Origin of the sequence: Paraburkholderia solisilvae (assembly GCF_902859875.1) — a bacterium.
Classification (GTDB): Bacteria; Pseudomonadota; Gammaproteobacteria; order Burkholderiales; family Burkholderiaceae; genus Paraburkholderia; species Paraburkholderia solisilvae.
Genome location: NZ_CADIKF010000048.1, coordinates 42,354 through 54,622, shown reverse-complemented (window position 1 = coordinate 54,622; position 12,269 = coordinate 42,354). Strand labels below are relative to the sequence as shown.

At 63.2% G+C, this 12,269-nt stretch carries 8 protein-coding genes and 1 tRNA gene; 1 reads left to right on the top strand and 8 read right to left on the bottom strand.

What is annotated here, in order from left to right; all coding sequences use genetic code 11:
• Window positions 1-955 (top strand): ABC transporter substrate-binding protein (locus HV675_RS24810; RefSeq protein WP_175114097.1); only part of this gene is annotated, 955 nt, incomplete at its 5' end.
• Window positions 956-1,128: 173 nt separating this feature from the next.
• On the opposite strand, the gene HV675_RS24805 is transcribed toward HV675_RS24810, so the two are convergent.
• The 8 genes from HV675_RS24805 to pheT all read right to left on the bottom strand — a co-directional run bounded on the left by HV675_RS24805 (window position 1,129) and on the right by pheT (window position 12,211).
• The gene (locus tag HV675_RS24805) at window positions 1,129-4,236 is read right to left on the bottom strand and encodes a bifunctional diguanylate cyclase/phosphodiesterase (RefSeq protein ID WP_175114096.1); all 3,108 of its coding nucleotides are present in this window, start codon (window positions 4,234-4,236) and stop codon (window positions 1,129-1,131) included.
• Window positions 4,233-5,027 carry a substrate-binding periplasmic protein gene (locus HV675_RS24800; RefSeq protein ID WP_175114095.1) on the bottom strand — a complete coding sequence of 265 codons (795 nt, stop codon included), beginning with the start codon at window positions 5,025-5,027 and terminating at the stop codon, window positions 4,233-4,235. Before HV675_RS24800 ends, HV675_RS24805 begins: the two co-directional genes overlap by 4 nt.
• A gap of 864 nt (window positions 5,028-5,891) precedes the next feature.
• Window positions 5,892-7,514, bottom strand: a complete 1,623-nt coding sequence (locus HV675_RS24795; protein ID WP_175114094.1) for an AAA family ATPase — start codon at window positions 7,512-7,514, stop codon at window positions 5,892-5,894.
• Between the two features lie 60 nt (window positions 7,515-7,574).
• A complete protein-coding gene (locus HV675_RS24790; protein ID WP_175114093.1) occupies window positions 7,575-8,267 on the bottom strand; it encodes an alpha/beta hydrolase in 693 nt (230 codons plus the stop codon).
• Between the two features lie 405 nt (window positions 8,268-8,672).
• Window positions 8,673-8,749: transfer RNA gene (locus HV675_RS24785), tRNA-Pro, on the bottom strand.
• A gap of 71 nt (window positions 8,750-8,820) precedes the next feature.
• Window positions 8,821-9,219 carry a MerR family transcriptional regulator gene (locus HV675_RS24780; protein ID WP_175114092.1) on the bottom strand — a complete coding sequence of 133 codons (399 nt, stop codon included), beginning with the start codon at window positions 9,217-9,219 and terminating at the stop codon, window positions 8,821-8,823.
• Between the two features lie 70 nt (window positions 9,220-9,289).
• On the bottom strand, window positions 9,290-9,700 hold the full coding sequence (locus HV675_RS24775; protein ID WP_175114091.1) for an integration host factor subunit alpha: 411 nt from the start codon (window positions 9,698-9,700) through the stop codon (window positions 9,290-9,292).
• A 69-nt stretch (window positions 9,701-9,769) separates the two neighbouring features.
• Window positions 9,770-12,211 (bottom strand): phenylalanine--tRNA ligase subunit beta, encoded by a 2,442-nt coding sequence (pheT, locus tag HV675_RS24770; protein WP_175114090.1) that lies wholly within the window; start codon window positions 12,209-12,211, stop codon window positions 9,770-9,772.
• Between the last annotated feature and the right edge of the window lie 58 nt (window positions 12,212-12,269).

The following is a 12,269-nucleotide window of genomic DNA, read 5'->3' as shown; positions in this document are numbered from 1 at the left end:
GGCCGCGCTCGCGGTCGGCTTCACGCCGGCCGCAGCGCACGCGGCGGCGCCGCTGAAAATCGGCTATAGCGACTGGCCGGGCTGGGTGCTGTTCCAGGTCGCCATCGACAAGGGCTGGTTCAAGGAGGAGAAAGTCGATGTCGCGTTCGAATGGTTCGATTACTCGGCATCGCTCGACGCGTTTTCGGCGGGCAAGCTCGACGGCGTCACGATCACCAACGGCGATGCGCTCGTGACCGGCGCAAGCGGCGCGAAGAACGTGATGATCCTGCTCACCGACTATTCGAGCGGCAACGACATGATCGTCGCCAGGCCCGCGACGAAATCGGTCGAGGCGTTGAAGGGCAAAAAGGTCGGCGTCGAAATCGGCCTCGTCGATCATCTGCTGCTCGATACCGCGCTGTCGAAGCACGGCATGAAGGAATCGGACCTGACGCTCGTCAATGCGAAGACCAACGAACTGCCGCAGGTGCTCGCGTCGTCGCAGGACATCGCCGCGGTCGGCGCGTGGCAGCCGAATGCCGGCGAGGCATTGAAGCGCGTGCCGGGCTCGCATCCGATCTTCACGTCGGCGGACGCGCCGGGCCTGATCTACGACGCGATCACGGTCAACCCGGCGAGCCTCGCGTCGCGCAAGGCGGACTGGGAAAAGGTGATCAAGGTCTGGTACCGCTGCGTCGCGTATGTGAACGATCCGAAGACGCAGGCGGATGCGGTGAAGATCATGTCGGCACGGGTCGGCCTCACGCCCGCGCAGTATCTGCCGCTGCTCAAGGGAACCCATCTGCTCGATGCGGCCGCGGCGAAGAAGGCGTTTGCGAAGGGCGACGGACTCGATTCGATCTATGGGTCGACCGCGAATGCGGACAAGTTCAACGTCCGCAATACCGTGTACAAGCAGCCGCAGGATATCAACGCGTATATCGATGCGTCGCTGACCGGCGCGGTGAAGTGACGTCCATGCGATAACGGTGGTGAGCGGAGCGGCGGCGACCGCTCGGCAAGCTGCCTGGTAGCCGTTCGCCGCTGTGATACGCGGCGAGAGCGGCAACAGTGGTGGCAACGGTAGTGGCAAAAGCAGCGGCAGCGGCAGCGGCAGCGGCGCATTGCACCGCCGCCCTGCCCGCTCTACCCGAACGGCTGCGCGTCGAAGCTGCCCGCAAACGCCTCGAACCCTTCGACCGGCAGCGGCCGGCAGAAGTAATACCCCTGATACGCGTGACACCCGGCGCCCGCGAGAAAGTCGCGTTGCGCTTCGGTTTCGACGCCTTCCGCGATCACCCCGAGGCCGAGGCTTTGCGCCAGCGCGACAATGGTGCGCGCGATCACCGCGTCGTTCGCGTCGATCAGAATGTCGCGCACGAACGAGCGGTCGATCTTCAGTTGATCGAGCGGCAGCCGCTTCAGATACGACAGCGACGAATAGCCGATGCCGAAGTCGTCGAGCGAGAACACGACGCCTTCGGCCTTCAGTGCGCCCATCTTCTCGATGATGTCCTGCACGTTGTCGACCAGCACGCTCTCGGTCAATTCGAGCTTGAGCCGATGCGGATTCGCGCCGGTCCGCTCGATCACCGCCAGCACCCGCTCGACGAAACGCGGTTCGCGAAACTGCTGCGCGCTGACGTTCACCGCGATCGTCAGATGCGCCATGCCCGGCTGCTGCGCCCACTGCGCGAGCTGCAGACACGCGGTTTCGAGCACCTTGTCGCCGAGCGCGAGAATCAGCCCGGTCTCTTCGGCAAGCGGGATAAAGTCGGCCGGCGCCACGATGCCGCGTTCCGGATGCCGCCAGCGCACCAGCGCTTCGGCGCCGGTCACCCGGTCGCCGTCGCTGACCTGCGCCTGGTAGTGCACGAGGAGCTGGTCTTCGTCGATCGCGCGGCGCAGCGCCGCTTCGAGCGCCGCGCGCTCGACCACCACGGTCTGCATCGCCGGATCGAAGAAGCACATCGCATTGCGGCCGCGCTCCTTGCACTTGTACATCGCCAGGTCGGCCTGCTTCAGCAGTTCGTCGATCGACGCCTGATGGCCCTGGAAGACCGTCGCGCCGACGCTCGCGCTGGTCCGGTAGTCGACGCCGTCGAGCTGATACGGTTCGGCCAGCACCGCGAGAATCGTTTCGCCGACCGCCTCCGTGCGATTCGCCGCTTCGTCGCGCAGCGCGCTCAGACTGCCGAGCATGACCACGAATTCATCGCCGCCGACCCGCGCCACCGTATCGCCTTCGCGCACGCAGCGGGACAGGCGATGCGCGACCTGTTGCAGCAGCAGGTCGCCCTTGTCGTGGCCGAGCGTGTCGTTGAGCGTCTTGAAGTTGTCGAGATCGATAAAGAGCAGCGCGCCGCATGTGCCGTTCTGCGCGCTCACCGCGATCGCCTGCCTGAGCCGGTCCCATAGCAGCGTGCGGTTCGGCAGGCGCGTCAACGCGTCGAAGAACGCGAGTTCCTTGATGCGCTCTTCGGCAATCTTGCGCTCGGTGATGTCGTGATGCGTGCCGACGTAGTGCGTGACCGCGCCGTTTTCGCCGGTCACCGCGGTAATCGTCAGCCATTTCGGGTAGATGTCGCCGTTCTTGCGACGGTCCCAGATCTCGCCCTGCCAGCCGCCGTCGCGATGAATCGTCTGCCACATCTCGCGGTAGAACGCCTTGTCGTGCCGGCCCGACTGCAGGATGCGCGGCGTGCGGCCCACCACTTCCTGCGCGGTATAGCCGGTGCAGACGGTGAATGCCGAGTTCACGCGCAGGATCGTGCCGTGCGCGTCGGTCACCATCATCCCTTCGAGCGATTCGAAGGCCACCGCTGCAATGCGCAGCTCCGCTTCGAAGCGCTTGCGCTCGGTGATGTCGCGCCCGCTCATACGGAAGCCGGTCAGCCCGCCTCGCGCATCGTAGATCGGCACCCACGACACGGACAGCCAGATCAACGCGTTATCCTTGCGGATGCAACGAAATTCGAGGTCGCCGCCGCGCAGCCCCTGGCGGCCCTTCAATAGCTCGGGCGCGACGCGCGGCATGTCGTCCGGATGAATCAGCGTGCCGGCGAAGTCGTGCATCGCCATGCATTCGTCGACGGTATAGCCGGTGTATTCCTCGACTGACGGATTGATCCAGCGCGGCTTGCCGTCCGGTCCCCACCAGACTTCGAGGTTCACCGTGCAGTCCGCGATCGCGCGAAACTTCTCTTCGCTCTCGCGTAGCTCGCGCGTCATCGTCGACGCGAGCCGCATCGCCCGGCTGCGGCCGGTCGCCATGATCCACGCGAGCAGCGCGAGCAGCACGGAGAGGCCGCCGCCGGTCCCTGCGATCAACCATTCCGCGTTGCGCCCGAAGCGGGCCATAAAGCGATCCTGCGCGGCGAGCGACAGCGTCCAGTCGTGCCCGCCGACCACCAGATACTCATGCGTGACGAGGTCCGACGGCACATGATGGGCTTGCGGGTCGGACGAGCGATACAGCAGCGATGCGGCCGACGTCCCGACGCCGTCGTAGATCGCCAGCGACAGGCCGGGCGGCTCCTCGCCGTACAGGCTCGCGATCACATCGTGCATCCGGAATGCCGCGTAGACCCAGCCGAGCAGATGCGCGCGGCGTTGCGCGACGGTATCGATCGGCTCGCCGTGCTGATAGACCGGCAGGTACATCACGAAGCCCGGCTGGTCCTGCCGGCCGACGTCCGAGGCGAGCTGCACCTTGCCGGAGATTGCCGCGAGCCCGGAGTCGCGTGCTTTCTCGAGCGCGTCGCGGCGCACCGGGCTCACCCATGAATCGAAGCCGAGCACCGCGCGCCGGTTGTCCGCGAACGGCATGCGCTCGATGATCGGTGCGTAGCTGTCGCGCTCGCCCACGGGGTCGACCGCATAGTCGGCGCCGGCGACGTGGCGCATCGTCGCGACGTGACTCGCGAGGCCGCGTTGCGGAACCCACTCGATCAGTCCGATCGCCTGGATGCCGGACAGATTCGCATCGGCGTTGACCGCGCCGATATAGTCGCGAAAGCGCTCGCGATCGAGCGTACCGGTCGCGACGAAGAGCGCCTGCACGCCGTGCAGCATCTGCTCGTACGACGCCATGCGCTGTTCGATACGGCTCACCGCGTCGCCGAGCGCGAACGTGAATTGCGCACGCAGTTCGTGCTGCGAAGCATGGCGCTCGTGGTCCCACACCGTCCACGTCAGCATCAACGAGGAGGCGAGCACCAGCAGCGGGATCAGGATCAGGCGCGCCCGGTTCACGGCGGCGTCGGAAAATCGACCATCGAGTCGGCGAGGTCGGGTTTGAAATATTTACGGAAAATGCGCCGCACCGTGCCGTCCGCGCGCATCTCGTCGACTAACGCGCGCCATTTTTCCCGTTGCGCCGCGGGCAACGCCTTCTTCGACATGATGAGGCCGTGCGGCACCGCGGGATCGTTGAATTCGATGATTGTCGTGATGTCGCGAATCTGCTTCTCGTCGACCACCGGGTAGTCGAACGGCTCGATGATCATCCCCTGGATGCGCTTCATGGTCAGCGCCTGATAGAGCGGCTCGAGACCGCCCGCAAGACTGACGCGGTTCTCGGCGGACAGCGTATCGACCAGCTGGTTGGCAGAATCGCTATAGCGGAAGCTGCGGATCACGCCGAGCTGGGAGCGATCGTCGCGCTCGAAGTCGGACAGACTCCGGATGCCCGCGTCCTTGCGCACCAATAGATAGTACTTGTCGCTGAAGTACCACGCGAACGACGCGTACTGATCGCGCTCGTCGTTGGTGATGCCGGACAGGCTGAAATCGAGCGCGCCGGACTCGATCAGCTTCCAGATGCGCGCACGCGACATCAGGCTCACGCGAATCTCGCAGCCGCTGCGGCGCGCCAGTTCGTCGGCGAAATCCTTGTCGATGCCGGTATCGGTGGCGAGCGAATACAGCAGCCCGTGGTCGTGCAGCGCAAGCGTAAACGGGCGCGAGCAGTCCGGACCGCTGGCGGCGTGCGCGCTGGCCGCGCAAAGCGTCACAAGCAGGCTACCTAGGACTTGCCTTATCAACTGGGCCTCCGGCGCGGGATATCGGTCAGATGCCGCAATTGTGTGGACGTTTGATGACAGCCATGCACGCGTTTGCAGTCATGAAATCCCCTTCGCAGCGGACGATAAGACGATCCGCCTCGCGTCGACTGATCTCCCGCCGTCGCGCGAATCGTTGTTCAGGCACACGAAACGTGTGGACGCACTTCAGTCCGTATATCGGCAAGCGTTCGCGAATCCTGAAGAGCCCTTCCTCTAATTCCGCTGTGGCCGGCTCGGGTGCCGGGCGCTTGTGACCCGGCCGGCAACGCATTCGGGCAGACTCGGTCCGCTTGCGTCAGAACGGCGACCTCCGTCAGGATCGCATCGATTTCGCGGTTCTGGAAGTCGACTTCGGGCTGCGTCACTCCAGTCGCCGAAAAGTGTCCCGACTGCCTGGCGGGCTCGTGACGGATAAGACGCATGCGTATCTCCGTTTTTATGAGCGGAGTGATATCGACGTCAGATGATCGAAAGCCGTCGCGCGCAAGGCCTCATGGATCGTCCTATTCGATCTGGTTGCGTGCGGGGGCGCGAGCGGCAAGCGGTCGACGTGTGATGCGCGGTGCTGTGCCAGGATAGCGGCGATGCTGTTGTCGCGGCATCGATGGGGAGAGAAGTCGCGGCTGATGGGCGAAGCCGAAGCATCGGCTTGTGCGCGCGCGGGTTGGCGTGGGAGAGTGGGAAGGGTTTGGGGGCGTTGCGTTGTGCTTTGCTGCGTTGTGCTTTGCTGCGATGTGTTCTGCTGCGATGTGTTCTGCCGCGCCGCGCGATGCGCGTGCGAACGAACTCCCCCTGTGCGAACCACTTGCTGACGCGGACCGCGGCGTCAGCACGCCGCGCGCGTCACGTGTGTCCGCGGAACAGCGCGCAGAGACGAAACACGTCTTCGCTCAACGGCAGCTGTTTGGCCTTGCAATAACGTGTCGCGAGCTTCAGCAATTCCTTGATGTCGCGCCCGCTCGCCTTCGGATAGCGAACCGTCAGCTCTTCGATCAGCGCGTCGTCGAGGTCCGCGCCGAACTGCTCCGCAAGCAGTTTCCAGAGGTGCGTCGCATCGGCCTTCGACGGCGTCTCGTAGTGGATCGTCGCGATGCAGCGCGACAGGATCGCATCGTCGACGTCGCCGATGCGATTGGTCGTCATGAACATGAGCCCGTTGAAATACTCGAGCGTGCGCAGGAATTCAGCGACGATCGCGTTGTGCTCGAGATCGTTGTCGCGGCGCCGGATATAGACGTCCGCCTCATCGAGCAACAGGATCGCGTCCCAGCGCGTCGCGCGACGCAGCACGCCGGTGAGCGCCGCGCCGACCGATGCGGCCGTCGTGCCGAGCTGTCCCGAATGCACGCGGTAAAGCGGCTTGCCGACCACTTCCGCGTAGATCTCCGCGGTCAGCGTCTTGCCGAGTCCGGGCGAGCCCTGGCACAGAATGGTCGTGCCGCCCGATTTGCCCTGCACGAAGTCCTGCACGAGCACGTTCATGTTCGACGTCAGGATATCGATCAGATCGCGGTGATCGCCGGGCAGCACCAGCTTGTCGCGCAACTCCGGCTGGTAGCGATACTCGCTCATATGCTGCACGTGCGCCCAGATATTCTTGTGCCACTCGAGGTGGAACAGGTGCACGTAACAATGCAACGGAATCCTGTCGAAACCGGATTCGATCCCGGCATTGCGCCAGAAGCCCGGATCGCAAGTCATTTCGAAGCGGCGCTCGAGCTGTTCCTCGTCGTTCACGCACTTCGCGGTGATGCCGTCGACAATCCGCGCGAGTTCCGGCGCGCCCTTCGCGTCCGTCGTGAACACCGACTTCGTGACGACGAACTGCGCACCGAAGCGGCGCTGGTACTTCAGGAATTTTTGCGCGTGCTGCTCGTATTCCTGCCTGAACTCCGCGCACTCCTTATAGAAGCCGAATTCGGCGAGCAGTTCGGGAATCGTGCGATCGACGATGTCGCTGCGATTGAACATCAGCGATGTCGTCATGCCGGAGCGCCGCTTGCTGTAGTCGGTCTGCTCCGAATTCGCCGATTGCATCGTGTTCGCGACCATATCGACGACGACGTACGGCATGCCCTGCTCCGGCTCGACATGGCGGATCCGGTTCACAAGCCACGGCAATAGCGTGCCGTCCTTGTTGCGCCGATACAGCCAGCCGTCGGTCGCCTCGCGGCCGAGATACGCGATCAGGCCCGGCACCAGTTGATCCAGCGACGGAATCACGCGCGCCTGCGGCGCGTTGTGGATGCCGTCGAGCGCAAGCATCTGGAACATCAGTCCGCGATCGTTCTGCGACTTGCACAGCGTGTACAGCGAGTTCAGCGACTTCGCATCGAACAGCCGGCTCGACACGACCATGTTGCCGTGACAGATGCCGTGCGCCGCCAGTTGTTTCGCAAGCGGAGAACTGCTGCCGATCATGCCGAGCAGCGGGTGGATCAACGATTCCGGTATTTCAAAATCCATTAGCGCGCCTCCCGATGATGAGCGCTCGTTTCCGCTGGCTGATTATCCGGCCCGCGTGCATCAGTCTTCTGGATGTTGCTTCAGAAAGAAGTCGACCGCGAGTTCGACGACCGGCGGCTGAATCGCGTGCGGGCCGTTGAACTCGATATAGTGCACGTCGTACCCGGCCGCCTTGAGTTTCGCTGCATTCGCGCGGCCGCTGGTTGCGACCGGCAACTGTTCATCCTGGAGACCGTGCGCGATCAGCACCTGCGGCGCGCCCTCCTGCATGAAGATCGAAAAGAATCCGCCGGAAAATGCAATGACGTGGCTGACGATATCGCCGTTCGTCACGCCGATCGATAGCGCGTAGCTTGCGCCGTCCGAGAAGCCTGCAAAGGCAAGATGGCGACGGTCGACCCGATAGCGCGAAGTGACTTCGGTCAAGGCCTGATGCAGGCGTTCGAGGTCCGGGCCATTGCCGCCGATCACGATGTCCCACGTCGGATAGGTCGAATGCGGCGCGAGCACGAGAAAGCGATGTTGCTGCGCGTGTGTTTCGATGAAGGGCAGCACTTTCTCCGGGAAGCCGCCCGCTCCGTGGAACATCACGAAGAGCGGCACCGGCGTGTCTTCGCTCAGACCTTCAGGGACGAACAACACCGCGTCGCGCTCGTCCGCGAGGCCCAGACGGTGGCGCCCGGGTGGCAGCGGACCCTTCGATGGCTCAGCATGCGTGAAGGACAAACGGCCAAGCAACGACGGATCGAGCATGGTGGACCTGCGGGGTGGAAAATGACCTGATATATCATATATCAGCACGCTATTCGACGGGAATGAAAAGCAACGGTGTTAGGTGTTTACGCGAATGCGTGGCGGCGGCGGATAGCGTGTTTGATGGCCGGTGGTGTGTGATGTTTGTCGAAACGGCCAGGATGGATGTCGCACTTCGCTTCGCGATCTTTTGCTGCCATGCTCGCATGGTCTGCTGCTTCGAGCGGATCGGATTTGGATGCGCGTCCGCGGCTTTTAAGCTTGACGGAGCTGTCTAAGATTGATGGCGCTTTTTTTCGAATGGCGTGTGGTGAGCAGCGTGCCGTGTACGAACGATGTCATGACCGACACGCCCAACAAAAAACCCGCGCCAGCATTAAGCCGACGCGGGTTTTCTGATGAATCTGGTCGGGGCGAGAGGATTTGAACCTCCGACCACCTGCACCCCATGCAGGTACGCTACCAGGCTGCGCTACGCCCCGAAAGTCGGCAAGTATAACAGACACGATGCTCGCTGAGCATACCCTTGCACTGCCTCACGCTGTTTCGCCGCTCAATGCCCGAGCAGATCGATCACATGCAGCAATTCCTTGCGCAACTGATCGACATCGACGCTGGCCATCGACGTCGTCACCACCGGCGCTTCGGCTTCTTCGCGTTCGTCCGCTTCGCGTTGCGCGCCGCCGTGCGAGTCGAGACGATTGCGCGCGCCGTTGATCGTGAAGCCCTGCTCATACAGCAACTCGCGAATCCGGCGAATCAGCAGCACCTCGTGATGCTGGTAATACCGCCGATTGCCGCGCCGCTTGACCGGCCGCAACTGCGTGAACTCCTGCTCCCAATAACGCAGCACATGGGGCTTCACGCCACATAGTTCGCTCACTTCACCGATGGTGAAATAGCGCTTCGCCGGAATCGGAGGCAAGACGACTTTTTCGATCGTCGCTGTCATCGTCAGTTAGCCGTCGTGGTGGTTGCGCGGAAACGCGCGCGTATCGATTCTAATATCGATCAGCTATCGATCAGCGCGTCAGGCTCGCTTCGGCGCCGTTTTCAACGAGCGCCTTCAGCTTTTGACTTGCGTGAAACGTGACGACGCGGCGCGCGGCGATCGGAATCGCTTCGCCCGTCTTCGGATTCCGGCCGGGACGCTGCGGTTTGTCGCGCAACTGAAAGTTGCCGAAGCCGGACAGCTTCACGCTGTCGCCGCTTTCCAGCGCATCGCGGATCACTTCGAAGAACGCCTCGACCATGTCCTTCGCTTCGCGCTTGTTGAGCCCGACATTGTCGAACAGCAACTCGGCAAGTTCGGCCTTCGTCAGCGTCGGCGTTTCGCCCGATGCGCCGGCGGATGATGTCGGGATATCGCGAATCATGGCGCTGCGTTGCGCCGTAAGAAGGGCTTCGAAATCACTCGAGTTCATTTCATTCATATCTAATCAGATGGCGCGCAAACTGAAACGAAGAATGCGGGAATAACCGTGACTAACCCGCCCTGCGGGTTATCCGCGCAACCGTGCGCCATATGCTCGAGCCAGACGATCCACCAGGGTTTGAATGGCCAGATCGACCGTTTCATCCTGAAGGGTCCCACCAGTATCTTGCAAGGTCACACGGAACGCAAGGCTTTTCTCATGAGCTGCCAGCCCACCGGAAGTACTTGATTTTGGACGAAATTCGTCGAAAAGCGCAACCCTCTGAACGGTCTTGCACGCGTCCGTCGACAGGGCCTTTTGCATCTCGTCGAGCAGCGCCTGAACCTCGATTTTCTGGTCGACGACGACGGCAATATCGCGCCGCACCGGCGGGAATTTCGACACGTCGCTCGGGCTCGGCAAATCACGCCGCATCAGTGCTTCCGCATCGATTTCGAACAGGATCGGCGCGTGCGGCAGATCATACTTCTGCATCCAGCGCGGATGCAGTTCACCGATCCAGCCGACCGCGCGGCCGTCGAGTTCGATGCGCGCGCTGCGGCCCGGATGCAGCGCCGGATGCTCGGCCTTCACGAAGCGCGCAGCGGACGCCAGCGCCGGCGTCAGCAGCGCTTCGACGTCGCCCTTCACATCGAAGAAATCGACTGCGCGCGTCGCTGCGCCCCACTGCTCGTCGAGCACCGGGCCGTAAGCGAGCGCACCCAGCCTCTTCGGCTGCGCGAAGCCTTCGACCGTCATCTCGCCCGCGGCGATCGACGGGTCGTGCAGGAACACGCGGCCCGCCTCGAAGACGCGGATGCGATCGGCGCGGCGATTCAGGTTGTGGCGCAGCACATGGATCAGGCTGCCGAACAGCGTCGTGCGCATCACCGACAACTGGCTGGCGATCGGATTGAGCAGGCGCACCGGGTTGCTGTTGCCGGCGAAATCCTGTTCCCATTCGGCATCGACGAAACTGAAGTTGACCGTCTCCGCGTAATCGCGCGCGGCCAGCGCGTGGCGCAGCGCATGGATCGAGCGACGCGTTTCGTTCGTCGCGCGCATTTCGCTTTTTGCAACGGGCGGTCGCGCCGGAATCTTTTCGAAGCCGTAAATGCGCGCGACTTCCTCGATCAGATCCTCTTCGATTTCGATGTCGAAGCGGTACGGCGGCGGCGTCACGGCAAACGTATCGCCGTCGCGCACATACTCGAGACCGAGGCGCGTGAAAATATCCGCAATCTCGTCGGCGCCGATCGCGATACCGATGATCCGCTGCGCGCGCGCGACACGCATCTTCACGCGCTCGCGCTTCGGCACATTGATGATCTGATCGTCGATCGGACCCGCCTTGCCGCCGCAGATGTCGAGGATCAGCTGCGTGATCCGCTCGATGTGCTCGGCGGTCGTCGCGTAGTCGACGCCGCGCTCGAAACGATGTCCGGCGTCGGTCGAGAAGTTGTACCGGCGCGAGCGGCCGCGGATGCTATCGGGCCACCAGAACGCCGCTTCGAGATAAATGTTGGTCGTATCGAGCGTCACCGACGTGCTGTCGCCGCCCATGATGCCGGCAAGGCTCTCGATATGGCGATCGTCCGCGATCACGCCGACCGTTTCGTCCACTTCGATCGTATTGCCGTTCAGCAACTTCAGCGTCTCACCGCGCTTGCCCCAGCGCACATCCATCGAACCGTGAATCTTGTCCAGATCGAACACGTGCGACGGACGGCCGAGTTCGAGCATCACATAGTTCGAGATATCGACGAGCGCCGAGATGCTGCGCTGGCCGGAACGCTCGAGACGCTCGACCATCCAGTGCGGCGTCTTCGCGCGCGCGTTCACGCCGCGGATCACGCGGCCCGAGAAGCGGCCGCACAGATCGGGCGCGGAAATCTTCACCGGCAGCGTTTCGTTCAGCGCAACGGGCGCCGGCTTGATGTCGACCGGTTTGAGCGCCGCGCCGGTGATCGCCGCCGTCTCGCGCGCAATGCCGAATACCGACAGGCAGTCCGCCTTGTTCGGCGTCAGCTTGACTTCGAAGATCGTATCGTCGAGCTTCAGCGTGTCGCGGATGTCCTGGCCGATCGGCGTATCTTCAGGCAGGATCAGAAGGCCGCTGTGATCTTCCGAAAGCTTCAGTTCGCGTGCGGAGCACAACATGCCCTGGCTCTCAACGCCACGCAGCTTCGACAGCTTGATGGCGAACGGCGCGCCACCCTCTTCGGCCGGCGGCAGTTGCGCGCCGACCAGCGCAACCGGCACCTTGATGCCCGGCGCGACATTCGGTGCGCCGCACACGATGTTCAGCGTCGCACCCGTGCCGGCGTCGACCTGGCAGACGTTGAGCTTGTCCGCGTCCGGGTGCTTGACCACCTCGAGCACGCGGCCGACGACGATCTTCGAGGTCGGCGGCGCGACCGGCCGCAGATCTTCGACTTCGAGACCGGCCATCGTCAGCGCATGCGACAGTTGCTCGGTCGTCAGTTGCGGATCGACGAAGGATCGGAGCCAGGATTCCGGAAATTGCATGGTTCTGTACGTTTTAAACGGGTTGAGTCAACGTCCGGCTAGCGCGGGGCGACGCATC